Genomic DNA, 24,804 nt, shown 5'->3' on the forward strand with positions numbered 1-24,804 from the left:
CATGTTTTTATTCTTCAACTCTATCTAAAGTGAGTAGGAACTCATCAAAAACTAATCCTGAAGCAGTGTTTCCGTAAGAAACAACTATTGTAAACGTTGAGCCATCAGGATTGAAAGTTCCATTTCCGTAAGTTGCTGGTTCATCAGTTCTACCAATCGAAGCAGGTGCACCATTTTGGTTAAATGCTAAAGTATAAGCATCTGGACCAATTAATACGGTTTGAGGACATACCTCAAATGTCATTGGCATTTCATCAACCAATAATGAATTTGATTCAGTAGGCTTTAATATTACTGAAGCACCTAAAGGATCACTTTCATCTAATTCAACAAGAACTGTTAAACCAGCTGCAGCACCAACGGTAAATCCTTCATTAAAAGACCCTGGAGCAGCTGGGAATTCTCTTACTTCATAAACACCTTCCCAAGTACCTGGAACATCAATTGGACAATCATCATCAATCAAAGTAAGCACTGTAGTTGATCTGCTATTTCCTGACTGTTCTCCAATTTGATATTTATTATCTGAAACTGAAGTGATTTCAAAAACAATTTGAACATCTCCTGCAGGTAATACATCATCAACAGTAGTGATTGTGAAAGCCGCAGTTGCTTCATTTGCATTAAATACAATACTACTCAAATCATCTACAATTTTAAATGCATCAGAAGCATCTTCTCCAGCAGTTACGAAATCATTATCGCTTACATAAGTAGCTGTAAATGATACAGCCACAGATAACTCACTTGAAATGTCAGATGACCTTCTTATCAATTGAATTTCAGTATTCGCCCCTCCTGACACAGATGTACCATCTGCATAAGATATAGTACGACTCTCATTTACATTAGATGAGGCATTAACAAAACTAACTGATGATTGCCCATCTTCTTCTCCAAATTTAGGGTATAGCTCAGCTTCTTCACAAGAACTAAAAAGAAAAGCCCCCAAAAAGATTATACCAAATATATAATTAAATTTCTTCATAATTGTCTGATTTAATAACCTGAGTTTTGTGATAAATTAGGGTTCTGCAAGATGTCTCTATTTGGAACTGGAAATAGAGTATCATCAATCGTAAATCCTGAATTAATTCCAGACATAACAGGAACCGCATTATTAGTTCTAATTAAATCAAACCATCTGTGCCCTTCTGCATATAATTCTACAAATCTTTCGTTTAATACAGCATCTAAAGTAGCATTTGAAATAGGAGCTGCACCTGCTCTAGCTCTTAGAGTATTAATATCAGCTACTGCAGCAGCGGTACCTAAATTAGCTTCCGCTCTTATCAAATACATTTCGGCAAGACGGAATACAATAACCCCATCAGTACCTGTACCTATATCAGTATATTTATTAAAATGATATCTTCCTAAAGCATCACCTTCATTTAGGGCAATTAAATCTGCTCTGGAGTCATTTTCATCTGCAAATAAAGCAGCCTGAAGTTGAGGAGAAACTGCATACTCGAATCTACCAGAAGGTAAATGTTGAAAAGCATTTCCGTTTTGATCAGCATTACTGAAGAAAATAGAGAATATGATTTCATCATTTGTTACAGAACCAGGCTGAAATAAATCAGAATAATTATCTGCTAAACTGAACTCACCACTTTCAATGATTTCATTCGCTACACTTCCAGCTGCTGAAACATCACCAGAATACAAAAGTGCTCTAGCTTCAAGTGCTTTAGCAGCCCAAAAATTAGCTCTGTACTGAACATCATTACCTAATTCAGCGTTCTCAAGTTCAGATGCTGCTTGACGAGCTTCAGAAATTACAAAACTAATTACTTCAGAACTATTAGTACGTGATATTGACGATAATGTCTCCAAATCTGTTGTTGTTGCTAAAGGAACATCTCCATACATATTTACCAAATTGAAGTGGAATAATGCACGTAAAAATCTAGCTTGTCCTATAATTGTTGCTCTAGAACCTTCTGTGAATCCAGGTAAATCTGGATTTTGATCTAGAATTTCAAGCACATTATTACTTTGGAAAATCCCTGTATAGTGCTCCTCCCAAATTTCATCAGTAGTCGCATTATTTGAACTCATTGAATTATCATCAATTTCAGCTATAGTTGGGAATGATCCACTATGAACCATTTCATCACTTGCAACACCTGGTAGATTAATGTTATGGTTTCCATAACCACCGTCACCAATTTGCAATCTCGAGTATATACCAAGCACTGCCGTTTCAGCACTCTCAGCGTCAACAATCACCTGATCAGTTGTTATGATATTTACAGGTGTCTCCTCTAAAAAACTTTCACAAGAAGTTATTATAAAAAGAGAAACGAATATATATAATATATTTTTCATGTTTTGCATAAATTTATAGTCCTATATTAATTCCTCCAGAAACCATCTTGATTTGAGGAATAGTTAAAAAGTCAGTACCTAAAGCATTATTAACGGCTCCAAAAGAACTTACCTCAGGGTCTGCTCCATTATAATTTGTAAAGGTTAAAAGATTTTGACCTTGTACGAATACTCTTAAGCTTCTAATGTTCGCTTTCTCTATCAATTCTGATGGGAAATTATATGCAAAAGTCACATTTTTCAATCTCAAATATGATCCATCTGATAAAAATCTAGAATTATCTTGTGTAAAGTCGATTGAAGATGTTTGTGAAGCTCTAGGAATATCAGTTACATCACCTGGTTGTTGCCATCTTCTTTCATAAACAGACTTGTCTAATCCCCATGGACCAGATACGTTTTGAGAAAATCCTAAGGTATTATTAAATACATCAACACCATAAACAAATTGGAAGAATGCATCTAATGTAAATCCTTTGTATGAAAAACTGTTGTTCATACCACCTAAGAAATCTGGTTGGTGATCACCAATTACCTGGTTGTCGTCTCCACCAATAATTCCATCTCCGTTTAAGTCCTCAAATTGAGATTGTCCTGTTGCAGGATCAACACCTAACCATTTTAGACCATAAAATGTATTTAATGGTTGTCCTTGGATAATAGCACTTGCAAAACCTTGTAATATAGGCTCTTCACTATTTATCCTTATTACTTCGTTTTCTAAGAACGAAATATTGAAATTAGTATTCCATCTGAAATCTCCAGCATCAACATTTACTGTACTAACATCAATTTCAATTCCTCTATTTTGAACTTCTCCAAGGTTTGATTGTACACTTCCGAATCCAGTAGTCCATGGAACAGGATCAGCAAATAATAATTGAGTAGTATTTTGCTGGAATACACCTGCATTCAAGTTTAGTCTATTTCTAAACATTGCTAATTCAAAACCAATATCAAGAGATTCTGTCTCCTCCCATTGTAAATTCGGATTCTCTAATTGAGAAGGTGCAGAAGCTGGTCTATCTAAATAGTTAGCTCCTCCTGTAAATGCTCCAATATAAGTAAAGTTACCAATTTGGTCGTTACCAGTTACACCATAAGATGCTCTTAGCTTACCAAAGGTAATGAAATCAACATTGAAGAAATCTTCTTCAGAAAAGTTCCATCCCCCTGACACTGCCCAGAATAATCCGAATCTTCTATCAGGACCAAATCTTGAAGAACCATCTCTTCTAATTGTAGCAGTAGCAAGGTATTTTTCATCATAAGCATAATTAACTCTACCAAATATTGAGTTGAAACTATAAATATCTGTAAATGATGAAGCACCTGTTGGGATTGCTGCAGAAGTTAAATAAGATAAATCTTCTCTTGCAAATCCAGTACCTGAAGCAAAATCAGTGAACCTAGTACGCTCTTGTAAAGTCGCTCCTAATACCCCTGTAACTTTATGTGCTGCACCAAAAATGTTTGTGTATCTTAAAGTTGGTTCAATAATCCAAGTACCTAACTCAGTTTGAGAATAGTTACCTGTACCGTTTGTACCACGTCCTTGAGCAGTAGAAACTGGTCTGTAAACGTCTTCTTTAAAATAAATATAGTCATATGAGAAATCTGTTTTAAAATCTAAACCAGGCAAAATATTATAATTGAAATTAAAATTCGCAACTACTCTATTATTGGTTACCTCATTTCTAGATCTTAAAGCAGCTCTAACTGGGTTTGTATTAAAACTAGGAAGTGCGTCAATAAACTCACCTGTTTCAGCATCTCTGATTCCTCTAGTAGCAGGAGTTAATATAGCTGCACTGTAGATACCGTAGATATTATTATCACCTGACAATCTATTTGTAACACTTCTTGTTAAGTTAACACTTGATTGAAAATCCAGCTTTTCTGAAGCTTTATAATCTATATTTGTTCTAAAAGAGTATCTTGAAAAATCATTACCAATTACAACACCCTCTTCATCTCTGAAACCACCTGACACAAAATATTTAAATTCATCTGTACCACCAGATGCATTTAAATTATATTCTGAAATTGATGCATTTCTGAAAATTTCATCTATCCAATCTACATCGGTAACACCATCCCAACCCAACTCAGCATCGGTAGGAGGTATTGCGCCTGGATTATCATTTAAAAATCCTTCTCTTTCTAATTCGATTTGTTCAGCTGCAGAAGCTTTTCTCAAAGTTTGAGTAGGTTGACCAACACCAGTCCAAGCTCTTAAATTAATCTGAGCTTTTCCAGATTGACCTCTTTTCGTTGTGATTAAAACAACACCATTTGCTGCTCTAGCACCATAAATTGCAGTTTGAGAAGCATCCTTCAAAACTTGAATTGATTCAATATCAGCAGGATTGATATTGTTTAGAGCGTTTTGAGTATCACCCCCTACGCCATTTTGAGCAAGGTTACCTGATTGAACAACAACACCGTCAACTACATATAAAGGTGCATTACCAGCGTTAATTGAAGTTTGTCCACGTACACGAATATTCATACCTGAACCTGCTGTCCCGTTTGTACCAGAAACAAAAACACCAGAAGCAAGTCCTTGTAAAGCTTGATCAGGTGCAACAACTGGAACTCTGGTCAAAGTTTCAGAATCAACAGATGAAACTGATCCAGTTAATTCTGTCTTTAATGTTGTTCCGTATCCAACTACAACTACCTCACTTAATTGTTCGATATCTGTAGTCATTTGTACGTTTATTACAGATTGTGATCCGATTGCAATCTCTTGATTTTTCATTCCTATGAATGTGAAAACCAAAGTCCCGCCTTCTGATGGAACTGAAATCTTGTAATTACCATCTAAATCGGTGGTAATACCTGTACCAGTACCTTTTAATAATACGTTCACACCTGGTAATGACTCGCCTGTTTCGGCATCAGTCACCTTACCACTAACGGTGCGATCCTGTGCCCATGCATGTAGCACGAACACCAACATGAAACATGTTAGTAGAATCTTTTTCATACTTATTTTAGTTTAGGTTAACAATAATTAAAGCTTAAATGTACATAACAATAATTTAATAATCATAACGAAATATAAATTTTTCTTGAAAATTGCTTGCCAAATAATTCATATATATTTCGATACACTATAGTCTATTATTGATATAAGACATATTTTCGCAATAGATTCATCGAAAACTAAGGGAGAATAAAATTGTTTTAATATTATTATTTTTATTTGGAAGATCGCTTTGCAATAACATTTGCAAATTTTATTAATTCAAAATTTAATATTTATATTAATACAAAAAACAAAATATACTCTTGTAGAGTAATTAGATATTTTGCTAAAGCAAATAATAAATATTATTGTAACTAATATTTTATCTATTAGACATTTTAAATTAACATGATCAAAAAATCATACTTAGAAGTAACATAAACTGAGTAGGTTAAATGTTATATGTTTAGAGTAGAATTCACAATGAATTAATATCTTCAACAAGCTTTATTAGGTCACTTTGTGTTTTAAATGAATGAGGTTTAAGCATCATTTTTACATTTTTATTTGGATAGTTTTCTTTTAAGTACTTTTTAGCATCCCTTTTGTTATTTATTGGCGAAAATTCTGTTTTGCCATTCCAGATATAATAGAATTTTTCTTTATTGTAAGTAGTAAGTTTTGAACCAATATTTAAATCTGGTCTATAATCTGGTTCTTTAATTTCTAGATCATAAGCCAATAGTAACTTAATATCATCATCAAATAATATTTCTACATATTCATTTAACATTGAAATATATCTCACTTTAACTGAAGTTCGATTTTTTAATTTAAAATCGATTAATAGTATTTGGTTATTATCAAATGTAAAAGCTTGCCTTTTATCTAATATTTCAAAGTTTTTGGACAGCAAATTGATATTCGTTTGTTCTAAGTAATAATCTCCGGAATCTGTAGTTAACAAAATGCTTGGCAAAAACTCTTCAAACATATAGGGTGTTCCTTTTACACCATCATATTTTATTCTGTCTACAAAATAAGTGGCGTTTGGCTTAACACCCCCAGTAAAATCACGTAGCTGTAAAAATTTATGACTGGCCATTTGACCATATAATTGAAACGATGATGAAAAAAGAATTAATAAAACTATAACCCGCATCTAAGTAATAGATTAAATAATGAATAAAATATAACTTTAAGTTAGTGAAAACTCACACAAATAAATAATTAAGACTAGTGTATTACAAAATAACTATATTTAATTACATTATTTATCCACAAAAAAAGCCAACATAATTATGCTGGCTTTTTCAACTTAAAATTTATTTTAATTATTGATTAACTGGTGTTGGATCAAATAATCCTGGTAAAGGATTAGGTACGTTATCATTTGAGTTCACCTCATCCGTTGGATATAAGAATCTTTCAGGGAAACGCGAACCATTTGTTGTAGCAAGACCTAATGGATTATCTAATCTTCTTAAGTCATTAAATACTTCAACCTGCCCAACTAAGGAAACATACTTCTCTTCAAGTATCTCTTCTAAAAGAGAAGCTCCAGGACTTCCTCCATTATTGGCTATTCCGCCAGCAGCAAAATCAGCTAAAACATATGCATCATATCTACCTCCGAATTCCGATTCGACTGCAGCTCTTACCGCATTAAGCTCAGCTAAAGCTGCAGCCTGATTTGCAGTAAGATTTTGATTTAACAATGCTTCTGCCGCAATCAATCTAGTTTCATAAAAAGACACCAAAGGAAATGAAGCCGAAGCTGCAAACATGCTATCAATATTTAAATCGTAATCACCAGCAGTCCCTACGAAAATATCATTAAATCTTTCTCCTTCGTCTGTTTTTGCATTCCCTCTATAATTAACTTGAGTCGAATCCAGTAATTCCGCTAAATACGAATCCGTAGCTCTTAAATAACCATCTCTTTGGATTACTAGAAAGTCATACCAAGAGTTTTGGTTGGCACTTACAGAAGTTCCATGTACAGTTAACATATCATTAGTCGTACTAGAAATACCATTTGCTGCTGCAGCAACTGCTTCAGCATTCTGGCCTGTATGTAAATAATATCTAGCTTTTAATGAATACGCTACTTCTGTCCAAGCATCTGAATCTCCACCGAAGAAGATATCCGCACTTGCAGGAATACCACCAGCACCAGCTAAATCACTGATTCCTTCATCTAACATGGTTTGAACTGCAGCATAAACAGCAGCCTGACCTTGATATGCTGGATTTTGAATTTCAGGATATGAATTAGCTTCCATCATTGGAATATCTCCGTAAAGAGAAGCCATATATCCATAAGTCATAGCTCTCATTACTTTAAGCATACCAACAACTTTAGTATTGTTGATTTCTGCCGCTTTAACTTCTGCATCTAAAGCAGGCTGAATAGCTCCAATATAGGTATTAAAGAAAGAGAACACCTCAGAAGTAACTGAATATACATGGTAACTAGCATACTGACGCTCAAAACCAGTAAATTGTCTAGTCCACATTGAAGCTAGCCGTGCATCTTCACTCTCATAAACCCCCATAATACTTACTTGAGATGCAATTATTAATGAGTTTAAAGGTGCATCAGTTGCACTATTAGGACTCGTATTGATTTCTTCAAAATCATCCGTACATGCAGTACCAAATAATGCAAGTACTACAAATAGATATATAAAATTAATTTTTTTCATGATTCTTAGGATTAAAATTTAAGATTTAAAGTAACCACATAAGACCTAGTTGAAGGATTATTGAAATAATCTAATCCTAAACCATTTGTAGCACCACCTAAGTTAGTATTAGGGTCAACTCCTGTATAGTCTGTCCATAATAATAAGTTACGTCCAGTTAAATCAACTGAAGCTCCAGTTAAACCAACTTTATCTATAAAATCAAAAGTTGATAAATCATAACCGATTGTTAATTCTCTTAAACGAGTAAAAGTAGCATCTTCCATGAATTGCTCCGCTGGACCAGTAAAACCACTAAATGGGCCTGACCAATAAGCTGAACCATCAACTAAGACGTCACCATCACCGAAATCTTGAACATAGCCTCTTACAGTATATGATCCATCAGAGTTTTGAAAGTCCGGTCCATACCAGTCCTCAGCTGTAGCTCCAGCATAGTTTAATAAAGTACTTGCTTGAGCAGCAGTCAATGTAACCGTGTGATCTGTATACCCTGCTCTACCAAAATAAGCTAAAGCACCTTTAGTACCATTCCAAATTTCTCCGCCCTGGCTATGCTCGAATAAAACATTAAGTGAAAAGCCTTTAAAGCTTAACTGAGAACCCATAGCTGCTCTCCAATCTGGATTAGGATCACCTAATACTCCAGGAGTACCCGCTAATTGAGGAAACCCATTTTCATCTAATATAAAATTACCTGCTTCATCTCTATCCCATCTGTCACCGTAGATAACACCTAATTGCTCACCCACAACTGCACTGGAAGTAGACCCAGTAAATCCAGCCAAAGAGATTTCATCAGTTCCTTCAATTGAAACTACTTCATTTCTGTTTCTGAACCAGTTACCATAGATATTAACACTCAAATCATCTGATTTATAAACAGTAGCATCTAATTCTACTTCTATACCTTTGTTATTAATTTCTGCAGCATTTGCAATGGTAGTAGCAAATCCAGTACTGTTAGGCAATTCCTTTGCAACAATTAAATTATCAGTAGTATTATCATAATAGGTTGCTGATAAACTCATTAAATCATTCAAAAATCTTAAATCCACACCAAATTCTACCTCAGTTTTCACTTCTGGAAGTATGTCAGGGTTTCCTGCTTGAGAACTTTGTCTAAAACCACCACCATATTGAGCAGCATCAAGGTTTTGACCCCATCCATCTGTATAGGCAGCACCGATATAGAAAGTTTGCGTTGAATATGCTCCTGGCGCCCTACCTACTTGTCCGTATGATGCTCTTAATTTACCAAAACTAAATAAATTACTTGCAGGCATTAACTTAGAAAATTGCCAAGCCACATCTGCACTAGGATAGAAAAAAGAATTATTTTCAACTGGGAAAGCAGAGAAGTAATCTAATCTACCACTTGCATTTAAGAATACTTGATCATAGAAGCCAAAAGATGCTGTTGAATAATAACCGATTGATCTGATATGAGACTCCTCACCAATATTTCCTCTAGCAGATGCTGGGGAGTTTCCTACATCGGGTGGAGAAGCAGTGTTAATAAAATTGGTGATTGAAGAACCAACATTACTGAACTTTCTATCATTCCAGTTAGCACCCACTAAGAAATTACCCGTAATATCTTCAGTAATATTTGCATTTGCTCTAGCGATAAAATCAGCATTTATCTGAGTTTCAGAGATTAATTCCTTTGCATAAAAACCACCTGGAGAGGTTGCTGCCGCCTCATTGATAAAGTCATTTCTTTCATCATAATAAGTATCTAAACCTACTCTACCGGTTAGATTTAACCAGCTAATAGGATCATACTGTAATTCCATTTTACCAATAACACGATCTACTTTAGTGCTGCTGAGATTGTTATCTACTGTCCATAATGGGTTGTCATAAGAAGATGTTACTCTTCGACCTAATGGATTTCTATAGGCACGTTGTCTGTCTGGATTTGGTATTCCATTAACATCATAATAAGTACCCGTATAATCTAACATATTGAAGTCAGCTGGATTTCTTAATGCACCTAATAATAAACCAGATGTATTCGATCCCATTTGTATTCTATCAGAAGTAATATTAGAATAGTTTGCGTTAATTGTTGCTGTAACAGTTTCCGTAACAAAACGAGTAGCATTTAATCTTGCAGTATTTCTGATGTAATTACTATTTGCTTTTACAATACCTCTCTGATTTTGATTCGAGAAACTCATGAAAACATTACCGTTCTCATCAGCATTTTGTAAGCCTATTGAATTGAATACGGTTAAACCATTTTGAAAAATAGCATCATGAGGATTATAAACACTTCTGTCATTCTTTCCACCGTGAACATTACCAACCTCACCAGGTGCTATAGCATAATATAAATTATCACTATTATCCGATTCAAAATAACCTAAATATCCAGGAGCATTAGGATCAGTTATAAAATTATCTGTACCACCACTTCTATCAGAAATCCTATCACCCCATGATAAAGAATTTCCTCCATTTACCCCAAATCCGGGATCGTAGTAACCGCCAAAACCTTGGCCATAATCATATTGTAAATCAACCTCCTTATTAATTTGATCTACTGCATAGCGACTAGTAACAGAAACTGACCAATCTTTCTTTCCAGCAGTACCTTTCTTTGTAGTAATCACTAATACACCATTAGCTGCTCTGGAACCCCAAACTGCTGCTGCAGATGCACCTTTCAATACTTCTACACTTGCAATATCATTAGGGTTAATATCATTTAAACGAGACTGTTGAGCCACTCCAGCTACGGAACTTGATCCTTCACCATAACTAGATGAGTTATACATAGGTACACCGTCAATCACGATTAATGGCTGTAAGTTACCTGTAATAGAAGTTGCACCTCTAATTACAATTCTACCACCCGCTCCTGGGTCACCACTTGTACTTGTGATATTAACACCTGAAGCTTTTCCTTGTAAACCATCTAATAAAGTTTTTTCACCAGATTCAGCAACAGCTCCTCCATCAATTGATGAACTAGAAGCTCCTAACTTATCTCTATCTGCTTCGAAACCTAAAGCGGTTACCACAACTTCACTTAGTTGTTGAATATCCGTTTCCATTTCAACATTAATAACAGATCTAGATCCGATTTCAACTTCTTGAGCTGCCATACCAATAAAGGTAAATACTAATGTACCTCCATCAGAGGGAACAGAGATTTTAAAGTTACCATCTAAGTCAGTGGTAACACCAGTGCCTGTTCCTTTTAATAAAACGTTCACACCTGGTAAAGCTCCGCCTGTATCAGCGTCAGTAACCTTACCACTTACGGTGCGATCCTGTGCCCATGCGTATAGCACGAACACCAACATTAAACATGTTAGTAGAATCTTTTTCATACTTGTTACAATTAGGTTAAAAAATATCTTAAATGTAACTAAGGAAAAGTAAGAATTCCTACAAAATATTAATTTTTTTGCCTTGTATATGCAGAATATATATTTGAAAAGATGATAAATATCAGTATATTCAATTATTTTATGTGTTTATACAATATAATATCAATATAATTACATTAGTACTTATATGATTATAATTGCATTTTATTAATATTTATATTCATTTTATTACTTTTACAACAACTGTCTTTTTAAATTCTCCTGTTGGAAGTTTTTCCGCTCCATACCCTCTTGCTGAAATATTATCTTTTTCAATTTCTGGAAATTCTAAAAGGCTATTATAAACTGCATTAGCACGCTTTTGCGAAAGTGTTTTATTGTATGATTTAGATCCAACCAGATCAGTATACCCACCAATTTCAATCTTAACTTGAGGATTATTAATTAAAAAATCAGCAATTTTATTAATCTCATTTTTCGATTTTTCTGATAATTCGTAGCTATCAAACTCAAAGTATATATTGTTTAATATTACAGTCTCGTTTTCTTTAATAGGTTTTAATTTGAAATTTAATTCAGTTCTTTCCTCACTAACATCTAACTTTCGAGAGGTAAACAAATATCCAGGAGCTTCTACATAAAAAGAATAGTCTGATGGTTTAGGAATAATTACTTGATAAAGGCCACTATTAGAATTACTATAGGTTTCTTGAATCAAACTATCTAATTCTAAATCATAAATTTGGATTCTTGCTTTAATATTTTTTTCAGTAGTCGCATCTGTAACCTCTCCAAAAACCAGATTGATTCTTTCAGTTTTTTCATGCTTTTGAAAAAACACTTTGGCTGGAGGATATTTAGCATCGCTATCTAACTCCCTTGACCAATATCTGTCTCCATCAAATTTCTCGTGAAATGATAATTCATTATTATAAGTGTTAATAGGCAAACCAACATTTTCTATGCTATCAACATCTAAGGGCCATGCTGTTTTATACAAATCAAATCCTCCCATTCCTACTCTGCCATTAGAACTAAAAAAAAGCGAATCGTTAGAAAGTTTTAGAAAAGGAGAAATTTCATCGGCAAATGTATTTACTTTCGATCCTAGATTTTTAGCTCTAGACCACTCTCCATTAATATTTAATGAATAATAAAGATCGCGTTTCCCATAACCTCCTCTTCTATTAGAGCTGAACAAAAGAAATCGCCCATCTGATGATAAAAAGGGTTGCGATTCCCAGGCTGCAGTATTTACTTTCTCTCCCAAATTCACTGGTTTTTGCCACGCATCTCCTTCATAATAGGATATATAAAGGTCGCAGCTGCCAAAACCGTCACGCCTATTACAACTGGTAAATACCATTACTCGACCGTCAGCAGAAATTGCAGCCGCCCCTTCATTCTCTTTGGAATTAATGACAGGTACTTCTTCTAATTTCTGAAATTCAGTACCAGAAATTTTCGCTCTGTAAATTCCCTCTTCTATATTTCTAACTCTTTGCCCGGTGAAGTACAAAAACTCAGATGGGTACAATGTGAAAAAAGGAAAATATATGCTCCTGAAGATACTCTCTGAATTAATAGATTTTACTGGATTGGAATTTTCTTGATAACTTTCTATTTCAGAAAGGGCGAAATCAATCGATTTAAGAATGATTTTACTCATCCTTACATAATCATCCTTATATCCTCTTTGCTCATATATCTCCAAAGGTCTTTTAGCTTGTTCATATTTCCCCTTATCAAATGACTCTTTTCCAAGAATAAAATAGTAGTCGGTATATCGAGCTGGCCAATTTTCTTCAATAGAAAACGCTTTTTGAAGGGCTTCTAAAACTTTAGGTAAATCATTTATTGTATAAAGTAAACTGGCCTTTTCAAGATACAAGTAATGATTTTGAGGCTCTATCGAAATGGCTTCTTCCAAGTAACGAACAGCTCCCGGCCAGTCTCTTTGACCTAAAGCCTCTTCTGACTTATTTAATAGCCTCTCTGTTTTTCGCTTATAATCCTGTGAGTATGAACTAAACGATATTAAGATTAGAGATATTAGAAAAGTTATTTTTTTGAAATCCATACCCCAAGATACCGCTTACGGCAGAATTTCAAAAGCATTTATATTATTATGGGATCTGAAGATATTTATGCGTTTGCAATGAAATGTTCCATTGTGGATTATTTTTCACATACTCTACAATAAGTGGCATCATTTCTTCCCTTTTACCCCATTCTGGCTGAAGGAGTAATTTGCAGTCTTCATTCACTTTGGCCGCATGCTCTTCAGCCCATTTAAAATCCGACTTATTATAAATAATGATTTTTAATTCATTAGCTACTTCATACCATTCATCCAAAGGGGCCTTATACTTTTTAGGAGAAAGACAGACCCAATCTGTCATACCTGTGTACGGATGCGCTCCAGATGTCTCTACATTTACATGAAAGCCTTTTTGTAATAATCTTTTTGTTAAGCCATGCAAATCATACATATAAGGTTCACCTCCTGTAATAACCGCTAACCTTGACTCATATTTGTAAGCCTCATCTACTAGCTCATCAATATTTTTAATTGGCCATTTTTCAGCATCCCAACTATCTTTCACATCGCACCAAACGCAACCGACATCGCAACCGGCTAATCGAATAAAATATGCTGGTTTCCCACTATGATACCCCTCCCCTTGGATGGTGTAAAAAGCTTCCATTATTGGAAGTTCTACTTCTGGATCAAACAAGTTCTTTTCCATATACTTCTTTTTGAGCAGCTAACCAGGTATTCATTAATAATCCAGCCCTTGTCATGGGACCTACACCCCCAGGAACTGGTGATATATGAGATGCTTTTTTAGATACCTCTTCAAAAATAACATCACCTTTAAGTGCAAAACCAGACTTCTTTGTTGTATCAGGAACTCTTGTGGTTCCCACATCAATCACAATCACGCCATCTTTAACCATATCTCCTGTGATTAATCCTGGTTTTCCTACCGCAACAATCAAAATGTCTGCTTGTTTGGTATATTGAGCTAAATTTTCGGTATATCTATGCGTTAGTGTAACCGTTGCATCACCAGGGTAATTAGCACTTCCCATCAAAATAGATACTGGTGAACCTACGATATGACTTCTACCTACTACCACACAATGCTTTCCCCTAGTTGGAATTTCATATCTCTTTAAAAATTCCATTACTCCAAATGGAGTAGCAGGAATATAAGCCGGTAAATTAGATGCCATTCTACCATAATTAACAGGGTGGAAGCCATCCACATCCTTTTCAGGATTAATTGCATTTAATACCTTATCTACATTTATATGTTTTGGAAGTGGCAACTGTACTATAAAACCATCCACTCTTTCGTCATTATTAAGCTTTTCAACTTCAGCTAAAAGCTCTTCTTCTGAAATGGAATCATCAAACACTAATTTTGAAGATTCGAAGCCTATTTCCTGGCAGTCTCTTACTTTTGCTTCTACATAAGTTTGACTTGCACCATCATTCCCTACTAAGATAGCTGAAAGATGAGGCACCTTTCCCCCTTCTTTTTTAAGAAGTTCAACTTTTTCTTTTAACTCTTCCTTGATTTGAGAAGAAATCTTCTTCCCATCTAATATAATAGGCATGGTAATATGCTTAAATAATAAATAATGATTTTGCTTCGAATTTAATCTAGCTTGAGAACGGCCATGAAAGCTTCCTGTGGGATTTCTACATTACCCACCTGACGCATTCTTTTCTTACCTTTCTTCTGTTTTTCTAAGAGTTTTCTCTTTCGAGATATATCTCCACCATAACATTTTGCCAATACGTTTTTACGTAAAGCTTTAACTGATTCCCTAGCAATTACTTTAGTACCAATTGCTGCTTGAACAGCAATTTCAAACTGTTGCCTAGGAATCAATTCTTTCAATTTCTCGCATAACTTCTTACCCCATTCGTAAGCTTTATCTCTATGAACTATGGCAGATAATGCATCTACCTTATCTCCATTCAACAGAATGTCAAGTTTCACTAGATTACTAGTATGATAACCCACTAATTCATAATCAAGTGAAGCATACCCTTTAGAAATGGTCTTTAATTTATCGAAGAAATCAAATACAATCTCGGCTAAAGGTAGGTGGAAGGTTAATTCCACTCTGCTTTGAGTAAGGTAAACTTGATTTTTAATTTCTCCCCTTTTATCCATACAAAGAGAAATTACAGGACCTACAAAATCTTCCTTAGTAATAATTTGAGCTCGTATGTATGGCTCCTCTAGGTGATCAATACTTCCTAAATCAGGCAATTCTGATGGCGCACTTACTTTCACCATCTCTCCATCTTTTTTGTAGGCATGAAATTGTACGGAAGGAACGGTAGTAATCACCGTCATATCGAATTCACGCTCTAAACGCTCTTGTACAATTTCCATATGTAGCATTCCAAGGAATCCACATCTAAATCCGAATCCAAGGGCAGCTGATGTTTCCGGTTCCCATACTAAAGAGGCATCATTTAATTGAAGCTTCTCCATTGAAGCACGAAGTTCTTCAAAATCTGAAGTATCAACAGGATAAATACCTGCATAAACCATTGGCTTCACATTTTCGAAACCTTGAACCGGCTGACCAGGGTTTTCAACATGCGTTATGGTATCCCCCACTTTAACTTCTTTCGCTACTTTAATACCACTTATTAAATAGCCAACATTCCCAGTACTGATAGTATCTTTAGGCTGTTGTGTTAATTTCAGAATACCGATCTCATCAGCTTCATAAGTTTTACCAGTATTGATGAATTTAATTTGATCGCCTTTATTAATTTCACCGTTAAATACTCGGAAATATACTTCTATACCTCTGTAAGGATTAAATACAGAATCAAAAACCATCGCTTGAAGTGGAGCATCTTTATCTCCAACTGGCGCTGGTATTCTATGAGCGATTGCTTCTAATATCTCTGTTATTCCTATCCCCTCTTTTGCACTGGCATGTAAAATATCTTCTTTATTGCATCCAATAAGGTCAATAATTTGATCTGAAACCTCCTCAGGCATTGCTCCTGGTAAATCGATTTTATTTAAAACTGGAATGATTTCTAAATCATGCTCAATTGCTAAATAAAGGTTGGATATAGTTTGTGCTTGAATTCCTTGGGCAGCATCTACAATTAATAAAGCGCCTTCACAAGCCGCAATAGATCGTGATACCTCATATGAGAAATCCACATGACCTGGAGTGTCAATTAAATTATAGGTATATTCTTCACCATCTAATTTATATTCCATTTGGATAGCATGGGATTTAATCGTGATACCTCTTTCACGCTCCAAATCCATATTATCCAATAGCTGTTCCATCTTTTCACGCTCATTCACTGTTTGAGTAGCATCCAACAGTCTATCCGCCAAGGTACTTTTACCATGATCAATGTGCGCAATAATGCAAAAGTTTCTAATGTTCTTCATCTTCATAATCGAAGTGCAAAAGTACGTAATAAGGCTGAGATATAATAATGAGAACTTTCTATTTTATATAGAATTAATCTCAACATCTTACAATAGTCAAAAAGCCTAGTATTTAGAGCTTTACACTGTGTTTTTATTCAGCATTCTTTTGAATTCATTATACAAAAGCATAAAGAATCAAAAAGGGTTCAACATTATTTTCTTAATTTTGGCTTCATGGGAATAAGAGCAGTACTCAGTAAGCCGTTAGCCGCTTTGGTTGTGAACCAACAACAGAAATGGGCACAACAGCCAGCTATGTCTCAGCTGAAGATTTTTAAGGAAATTATACAAAAGGCTAAAAACACATCTTTTGGAAAAGACCATGGTTTTGAAAACATTCAGAATTATGAAGACTTCAAAAAGCAAGTTCCTATCCGAGATTACGAAGGTTTAAAACCTTATGTTGATAAAATTCTTGAAGGTCATTCAGATGTATTATGGCCAGGGAAACCCGCTTACTTTGCTAAAACCAGCGGTACTACTTCTGGAACGAAATATATACCTATTACTAAAGACTCCATTCCGAACCATATTAATAGCGCAAAAAACGCATTACTGAATTATGTTCACGAAACTGGGAAATCTCAATTTTTAGACGGAAAACTAATCTTTCTTTCAGGGGCTCCCACTTTAACTCAAAAAGCAGGGATCAATACGGGCAGACTTTCCGGAATAGTAAATCATCACGTACCGGGATATTTGAGAACCAACCAAATGCCCTCATATGAAACCAACTGCATTGAGGAATGGGAAGAGAAATTAGAGCGAATCATAGATGAGACAATTGATCAAGATATGAGTCTAATTTCAGGGATTCCACCTTGGGTACAAATGTATTTCGATAAAATTCAAGCCAGAGTTAACAAACCTATAAAAGACATCTTTCCAAATTTTGAGATGTTTGTTTATGGTGGTGTTAATTTTGAACCTTACAAAAACAAGCTCTATGAAAGCATTGGTAAGAAAGTAGATTCAATAGAAACCTATCCTGCATCGGAAGGATTCATTGCCTATCAGGATTCCCAAAAAGAGAATGGTCTATTACTTTTATTAAACAGCGGGATATTTTTTGAGTTTATACCAGCTGAAGAATACTTTGATGAAAATCCAACTCGTTTGATGATTGATCAAGTAGAATTGGATAAAAATTACGCATTAATCATTAATAGTAACGCAGGACTATGGGGATATTCAATAGGTGATACAGTTAAGTTTGTATCTACCAATCCATACCGAGTGGTTGTTTCAGGTAGAATAAAACATTTTATTTCTGCTTTTGGCGAACATGTAATTGGGGAAGAAGTTGAAAAAGCAATGAAAGCTGTAGTGAGTAAATATGAGGGTGTTAAAATCACTGAATTTACAGTAGCTCCTCAAGTTACACCAAATGAAGGTTTGCCATTGCATGAATGGTATGTAGAATTTGATAATCCTCCAATAGATTTAGATGTATTCGCCAAGGAATTAGATGACAATCTTAGGAAATTGAATAGTTATTATGATGATTTAATTTCAGGAAGCATTTTAAGACCGTTAAAAATCAAAACACTTAAAAAGTCATCCTTTATAAATTATATGAAATCGCAAGGTAAATTAGGAGGCCAAAATAAAGTACCTAGATTATCAAACGATCGAAAAATAGCAGATGCTATGGAACAATATACACATTAAATAAAATCATTTTATTGATATATGTCAGATAAAAAATCAATAGCCATATTAGGCTCAACCGGTTCAATCGGAACTCAAGCCTTAGAGGTTATTAAAACACATCCAGAAAATTTTCAAGTAGAAGTATTAACCGCTCAGAATAATGTTGACTTATTAATTCAACAGTCTATTGAATTCAGACCCAATGCTGTAGTAATAGGCAACGATGCTTTCTACGATAAGATTTTCAATATTTTAGACCCACTGGGTATAAAAGTTTATTCAGGTGAAAAATCCTTGGCTAGCGTAGTGCAAATGGACACTATTGATGTAGTGCTTACGGCATTGGTTGGCTATGCAGGTTTACTTCCTACCATAAAAGCAATTGAAGCGGGAAAACACATTGCTTTAGCCAATAAAGAGACTTTGGTGGTGGCTGGAGAATTAATTACTTCCTTAGCACAAGAAAAAGGAGTTAATATTTACCCCGTTGACTCTGAGCATTCGGCTATCTTCCAATGCTTAGTAGGTGAGTTTCATAATCCTATTGAAAAAATAATCTTAACCGCTTCAGGAGGCCCATTTAGAGGTAGAAGCCGTAAATTCCTGGAATCAGTAAAGAAAGAGCAAGCATTAAAACATCCTAACTGGGATATGGGAGCTAAGATCACCATTGATTCCGCTAGTTTAATGAACAAAGGTCTTGAGGTAATTGAAGCAAAATGGCTATTTAATTTAAGAGAAGATCAGGTTGATGTAGTAGTTCATCCTCAATCTATTATTCATAGTATGGTTCAGTTTGAGGACAGTTCAATCAAAGCTCAAATGGGCTTACCTGATATGCGAGTTCCAATCATGTTCGCTTTAAGTTACCCCGACCGTTTGAAGGCTGATTTTCCACGATTTAATTTTATGGATTATCCGCAGCTCACATTTGAACAACCCGACAGTGATACATTCCGTAATTTAGCTTTAGCTTTCCATGCCCTTGGCCGTGAAGGAAATGCAGCCTGTATTTTGAATGCAGCGAACGAAGTAGTAGTTTCGGCCTTCCTTGAGGATAAAATATCTTTCTTAGGGATGTCGGAAGTAATCGAAAAGTGTTTAGATAAAGTGGATTTTGTTAAAACACCAAGTTTAGATGATTACATAAATACAGATAAAGAAACTAGAATTAAAGCTTTAGAGTTTATAAATTAATGGAAACAATTATTATGATCGCCCAATTAATATTGGGCTTATCTATTTTAGTAGGATTGCACGAGTTTGGTCACTTATTGGCGGCCAAAGCATTTGGTATGAGGGTCGAACAATTTTCAATTGGCTTTCCTCCGAAAATTTTTAGTTTTAAATACGGTGAAACCGAGTACGCACTTAGCGCTATTCCTTTGGGCGGTTTTGTTAAGATATCAGGAATGATAGACGAGTCTTTGGATACCAAAAACTTAAGTCAGGAACCTGAACCTTATGAATTTAGAGCTAAGCCAGCCTGGCAAAGACTTATCGTGATGATGGGAGGTATAATTGTGAACGTCATTACAGGTATTGTAATTTTCGTTTTCCTTCAATACGGTTATGGTGAAACTTACGAATCGAAAGAGAATATAACTGAGAACGGTATTTACGCTTACGAACCTGCAAAAGAAATTGGCTTACAAACTGGTGATATCATCATCAATGTAAATGGTAAAGATTACGAAAGAGTAAGTGATCTAACTAGCTCAGATGTTTTGCTAGAATCAGATAGTTATTATACTATTCTAAGAGATGGAGAAGAAAAAGTTATTCCTATCCCGAATGATCTTATAGGAAGAATATCAGAGGATAATCAGAGAGTACCATTTATTGCACCATTATATGAGTTTGAGGTTGATAATATACAACCACAAAGCAATGCTGATATGGCTGGGCTATTGCCAGGCGATAAAATCATTGCAGTAAATGGTAATGAAGTTAAATACTTCCAATTCTTCAGAGAAATTTTAGAAGAGAATAAAGGTGAGAAGATCAACCTTACTGTAAGAAGGAATGAAAAACCCGAGCAATTAATTGCTTTAGTTGATGATAAAGGCATGTTAGGTTTCAGACCTAAAATGGAAGTAGAATTAGAACATGAAGAATTTAGTTTTGCTGAATCTATTCCTGAGGGTACTAAAAAAGCATTCAATGTTATTTGGTTGAACATTAAAGGCTTCGGTAAAATTTTTAGAGGCGAAGTTTCTGCTTCTGATTCACTTTCAGGTCCAATCGGTATTGCTCAAATTTTTGGAGGTGAATGGATCTGGCAAAAATTCTGGAGCATCACTGGATTATTATCTATGGTATTAGCTTTTATGAACTTTCTTCCAATCCCAGCATTAGATGGCGGACATGTGATGTTTTTAAGCTATGAAATTGTATCAGGTAGAAAACCTTCAGATAAATTCTTAGAAAATGCGCAAAAAGTAGGAATGGTTTTACTCCTATCTTTAATGGCATTTGCTATATTTAATGACATCTGGAAAGTTATCTTCTAATTCATTTAGAATACTATCATATGAAGCCCACAAAAGTTTTAACCTACATAGTAATAGCAGCAGTCATTTTGATTGCTGTTTTTAGTTTAATGGATAATGGCGAACAGCCAATTGAAAGCAATTATTTTGAAGAACTTAAATCATACCGCCATGATAAAGATAGCTTCATGAGAAATAATGAAAAATCACCCTTTGTTGAACAAGCTATAGAATATAAAGGCTTAAATTATTTTGATATTGATGAGAGTTATAAAGTTAAAGCGTCTGTTGAAGCCTTAGAAAATGGTAAAGTTTATGACTTAAGAACTAGTGATGATCGGCTTAAAACTTTTCAGGCTGTAGCTATTCTTCATTTTGACTTATTAGGATCTCATCAAGATTTAACGCTATTACAATCAGCAGACGATGGACTTTATTTCTTAGCTTTCTATGATGAGACTTCATCAATTACGACTTATGGTGCGGGCAGATATTTAGAAATCAGTTACAAAAAAGGGCAAAACAGTGTAATATTAGACTTCAACAAAGCCTACAACCCTTACTGTGCTTATACTACAGGATACACCTGTCCTGTACCTCCTACTGAGAACAATATCTCTATTCCAATTAATGCAGGTGAGAAAAATTACGAATAAGCGTAATTAATCATTCTCCTTATCAATCATTTCTTTAATTTTGTTTTTGGAAATTAGAAACGGGATTTTAAACTTCCCATATTAGCAATTCGGAAGATAAACTTTTAGAAATGAAGATAGCTTTAAACTGGTTAAAGAAATATATAAATATTACCCAATCACCTGAGGAACTTTCAGAAACCTTAACCAATACAGGTTTGGAAGTAGAAGGAATGGAAGAAATTGAAACTGTTCCAGGAGGTTTGAAAGGACTTGTTATTGGCGAAGTAAAAACATGTATAAAACATCCTAATGCAGATAAATTAAGCATTACTACTGTTGATATCGGAGAAGCAGAAGCCGTTCAAATTGTTTGCGGTGCACCAAATGTAGCAGCAGGACAAAAAGTAGTGGTCGCTACCGTGAATTCTACTTTATACCCAAAGCCTGACGAGCCTTTTAAAATCAAAAAATCTAAGATTAGAGGTGAAGTAAGCATGGGAATGATCTGTGCTGAAGATGAAATAGGAATGGGTACTAGCCATGATGGCATTATGGTGTTAGATACCGACAAAGCAAACGGTACACCAGCAGCTGAATATTTCAATATTGAATCAGATATAGTGTATGAAATCGGATTAACTCCAAATCGTGCTGATGCAATGGGACATATCGGTGCTGCCCGAGACATCAAAGCGGTTACCGGAGAGGAAGTCCATTTTCCATCCATATTAGATTTTGAAGTTGAAAATCAAGACCTAGAAATTAAGGTTGAAATAGAAAATAAAGAAGCTTGCCCTCGATATAGTGGGGTTAGCATTTCAGGCGTGGAAGTGGCTCCAAGTCCGGAATGGTTACAAAATGCTTTGAAAAGTATAGGTCTCCAGCCGATCAACAATGTAGTAGATGTAACTAACTTCGTTATGCATGAATTGGGCCAACCACTTCATGCATTCAATGCTGATAAAATAAAAGGAAACACCATAAAGGTTAAGAACCTAGCTGAGGGAACCAAATTCATCACCCTGGATGAGAAGGAGAGAAAACTATCAGAAAAGGACTTGATGATATGTGATGGTGATTCTAACCCTCTTTGCATAGCAGGAGTATTTGGAGGAATAGATTCTGGAGTTAAGGATGACACAACTAAAGTGTTTCTTGAATCTGCCTACTTCTCAGCTGACAGTGTGAGAAAAACATCTCAAACTCAACAGCTAAAAACAGATGCTTCATTTCGCTATGAAAGAGGAACTGACCCTAATATAACAGTTTATGCATTGAAACGTGCTGCTCTATTAATTCAGGAAGTAGCAGGAGGAAAAATCAGTAGCGAAATCCAAGATGTTTATCCTACCGAAATAGCAGATCGCCAAATAGCGATGAAATATAAAAATATCGACCGCTTAATCGGTAAGAAATTAAAAAAGGATGAAATCCATACCATTCTTACCAGATTGGATATTGAAACAGAAAGCAAAACTGAAGAAGGATTTACTGCCATTGTCCCTCCTTATAGAGTAGATGTAACGAGAGAAGCGGATGTAATTGAAGAAATTATCCGTATTTATGGATTTAATAATATTGACTTACCTGAAACACTTTCTAGTAGTTATATGGCCAGCTTTCCTGAAGTTGATCCAGTTAAAATGAGAAAAGAAGCCGGTCTGTTATTAACCGCAAATGGGTTTCAGGAAATAATGACCAACTCCTTAACGAAGTCGAAATTTAGCGAAACTTTAGACGGCTTTAATCAGGAGGAAAATGTTGAAATCCTAAATAAGCTAAGTGAAGATTTAGGTGTAATGCGTCAAGATTTGATGTTTACAGCCCTAGATGTTTTAGCTTACAACATCAATAGAAGGCAAACCGATCTTAAATTTTATGAATTTGGAAAAATTTATAAAAAAATAAATGCCAAATATAAGGAAGAAATGCGCCTTGGGATTTATCTAACAGGGAAAAACGAAGCAGAAAACTGGATCCGGAAAAATGAATCTGTAAAATTTCACGATCTGTATTCGGCTGTTCTAAAAATTTTCAATAAATTTAATGCGGAAAGTATTGAAAATGAAGAATTTCATGATGATTGCTTCGACTATGGCTTGAAGTTGAAAATCAACCGAAAAACAGTCGCTGAACTAGGTAAAATCAGTAAAAAGGCCTTGAAATTGAGCGGATTGAAGCAAGAAGTTTTCTATGCTAATATTAACTGGGATGCGTTATTGAAATTAGTAAATACGAATATCCAGTTTGAAGCAGTAAGTAAATTTCCTGAGGTAAAAAGAGATTTATCTTTGGTAATTGATGAAAACATCTCTTATGATGAAATTAAAAAGATAAGCTTGAAACAAGCGCAGTACTTAATCAGTAATATAGATGTTTTTGATGTCTATCAAGGTGATAAAATAGAAAAAGGAAAAAAAGCTTATGCGCTTTCATTCACTTTACAAGACAAAACAAAAACATTGACGGATAAAATTATAGATAAAACAATGGACAAGCTGATGAAAGCTTTCGAAAAAGAAATCGGAGCCGTAATCAGAAAATAAAATGAGTCAAGCAGCTACACATAACGAATTAAATGCCTTAGAAAGGAAAGTTCAATTGCTTTTGAGTGAATATCAAAACGTAAAGAATGAATTGAAGAGTTTAAAAGCAGAAAATGAGGAGTTAAAGGCTGTTTTAAAGCAAAAAGACGAGAAAATTAACGACTTTCAAAATCAAGATAAAATTAGTAAAATTGTAGGAAGTATCGGGAAGAGTGAAGCAGAAGCTTCTGAGATGAAGGGAAAAATTGACGATTACATTAAAGAGATTGATAAGTGTATTTTGCACTTAACAAGATAGATTATAACCGGTTTATATGAGAGAACTTTCAATCAAAATTAAGATAGCTGACAGGGAATATCCTATGACAGTGAAAGCAGAAGAGGAAGAAAGAGTGAGAAGAGCCGGGAAATTAATTAATGAAAGATTAAAATCATATAGAGAGAAATTTGGTATTGATGACAAGCAAGACTTGCTTTCAATGGTAGCTTTTGATGCCATTGTAGATAGATTTGGCATTGAAGATAATTTGAACAGCAATGACGAATCCATTTTAAATAAAATTAAATCTATTGAACATTTAATCAATCAGGCAATCTAAACCCTTCCTTTCAGACTAGAG

At 34.8% G+C, this 24,804-nt stretch carries 17 protein-coding genes; 7 read left to right on the top strand and 10 right to left on the bottom strand.

Annotated elements, in window-relative coordinates; all coding sequences use genetic code 11:
* Positions 1 to 7: 7 nt before the first annotated feature.
* The 10 genes from QYS48_RS04245 to lepA form a co-directional block, all read right to left on the bottom strand.
* Positions 8 to 988 (bottom strand): hypothetical protein, encoded by a 981-nt coding sequence (locus QYS48_RS04245; protein ID WP_308357652.1) that lies wholly within the window; start codon positions 986 to 988, stop codon positions 8 to 10.
* A gap of 11 nt (positions 989 to 999) precedes the next feature.
* Positions 1,000 to 2,334, bottom strand: coding sequence for a RagB/SusD family nutrient uptake outer membrane protein (locus QYS48_RS04250; RefSeq protein WP_308357653.1), 1,335 nt, complete (start codon positions 2,332 to 2,334; stop codon positions 1,000 to 1,002).
* Between the two features lie 13 nt (positions 2,335 to 2,347).
* Positions 2,348 to 5,326, bottom strand: a complete 2,979-nt coding sequence (locus tag QYS48_RS04255) for a TonB-dependent receptor (protein ID WP_308357654.1) — start codon at positions 5,324 to 5,326, stop codon at positions 2,348 to 2,350.
* Positions 5,327 to 5,786: 460 nt separating this feature from the next.
* Positions 5,787 to 6,413, bottom strand: coding sequence for a hypothetical protein (locus QYS48_RS04260; protein WP_308357655.1), 627 nt, complete (start codon positions 6,411 to 6,413; stop codon positions 5,787 to 5,789).
* Between the two features lie 229 nt (positions 6,414 to 6,642).
* Entirely contained in the window at positions 6,643 to 8,016 is a 1,374-nt protein-coding gene (locus tag QYS48_RS04265; RefSeq protein ID WP_308357656.1) for a SusD/RagB family nutrient-binding outer membrane lipoprotein, read from the bottom strand.
* Between the two features lie 11 nt (positions 8,017 to 8,027).
* On the bottom strand, positions 8,028 to 11,360 hold the full coding sequence (locus QYS48_RS04270; RefSeq protein ID WP_308357657.1) for a SusC/RagA family TonB-linked outer membrane protein: 3,333 nt from the start codon (positions 11,358 to 11,360) through the stop codon (positions 8,028 to 8,030).
* Between the two features lie 220 nt (positions 11,361 to 11,580).
* Positions 11,581 to 13,440 carry an OmpA family protein gene (locus tag QYS48_RS04275; protein ID WP_308357658.1) on the bottom strand — a complete coding sequence of 620 codons (1,860 nt, stop codon included), beginning with the start codon at positions 13,438 to 13,440 and terminating at the stop codon, positions 11,581 to 11,583.
* A 46-nt stretch (positions 13,441 to 13,486) separates the two neighbouring features.
* Positions 13,487 to 14,110: a 7-carboxy-7-deazaguanine synthase QueE gene (locus tag QYS48_RS04280; protein WP_308357659.1), complete on the bottom strand. Its 624-nt coding sequence runs from the start codon at positions 14,108 to 14,110 to the stop codon at positions 13,487 to 13,489.
* Positions 14,091 to 14,987, bottom strand: a complete 897-nt coding sequence (locus QYS48_RS04285) for a bifunctional 5,10-methylenetetrahydrofolate dehydrogenase/5,10-methenyltetrahydrofolate cyclohydrolase (RefSeq protein WP_302127748.1) — start codon at positions 14,985 to 14,987, stop codon at positions 14,091 to 14,093. The genes QYS48_RS04280 and QYS48_RS04285 overlap by 20 nt, the downstream gene beginning before the upstream one ends.
* Positions 14,988 to 15,028: 41 nt before the next feature.
* Positions 15,029 to 16,813, bottom strand: a complete 1,785-nt coding sequence (gene lepA, locus QYS48_RS04290) for a translation elongation factor 4 (RefSeq protein WP_308357660.1) — start codon at positions 16,811 to 16,813, stop codon at positions 15,029 to 15,031.
* Positions 16,814 to 17,029: 216 nt separating this feature from the next.
* Between lepA and QYS48_RS04295 the strand changes: the two genes are divergently transcribed.
* From QYS48_RS04295 to QYS48_RS04325, 7 genes are all read left to right on the top strand, one after another.
* Complete coding sequence (locus QYS48_RS04295) at positions 17,030 to 18,526, top strand: GH3 auxin-responsive promoter family protein (RefSeq protein WP_308357661.1); 1,497 nt, start codon at positions 17,030 to 17,032, stop codon at positions 18,524 to 18,526.
* Positions 18,527 to 18,547: 21 nt separating this feature from the next.
* Entirely contained in the window at positions 18,548 to 19,705 is a 1,158-nt protein-coding gene (locus tag QYS48_RS04300) for a 1-deoxy-D-xylulose-5-phosphate reductoisomerase (protein ID WP_302127749.1), read from the top strand.
* Positions 19,705 to 21,021: an RIP metalloprotease RseP gene (rseP, locus tag QYS48_RS04305; protein ID WP_308357662.1), complete on the top strand. Its 1,317-nt coding sequence runs from the start codon at positions 19,705 to 19,707 to the stop codon at positions 21,019 to 21,021. Before QYS48_RS04300 ends, rseP begins: the two co-directional genes overlap by 1 nt.
* Positions 21,022 to 21,041: 20 nt before the next feature.
* On the top strand, positions 21,042 to 21,656 hold the full coding sequence (locus tag QYS48_RS04310; RefSeq protein ID WP_308357663.1) for a DUF1684 domain-containing protein: 615 nt from the start codon (positions 21,042 to 21,044) through the stop codon (positions 21,654 to 21,656).
* A gap of 110 nt (positions 21,657 to 21,766) precedes the next feature.
* Complete coding sequence (gene pheT / locus QYS48_RS04315; protein WP_308357664.1) at positions 21,767 to 24,184, top strand: phenylalanine--tRNA ligase subunit beta; 2,418 nt, start codon at positions 21,767 to 21,769, stop codon at positions 24,182 to 24,184.
* Between the two features lies 1 nt (position 24,185).
* Positions 24,186 to 24,482, top strand: a complete 297-nt coding sequence (locus QYS48_RS04320) for a hypothetical protein (RefSeq protein WP_308357665.1) — start codon at positions 24,186 to 24,188, stop codon at positions 24,480 to 24,482.
* 16 nt (positions 24,483 to 24,498) lie between these two features.
* Positions 24,499 to 24,783 (top strand): cell division protein ZapA, encoded by a 285-nt coding sequence (locus QYS48_RS04325; RefSeq protein ID WP_308357666.1) that lies wholly within the window; start codon positions 24,499 to 24,501, stop codon positions 24,781 to 24,783.
* The last annotated feature ends 21 nt before the right edge of the window (positions 24,784 to 24,804 follow it).

The sequence above is a fragment of the Marivirga arenosa genome (assembly GCF_030503895.2).
Classification (GTDB): Bacteria; Bacteroidota; Bacteroidia; order Cytophagales; family Cyclobacteriaceae; genus Marivirga; species Marivirga arenosa.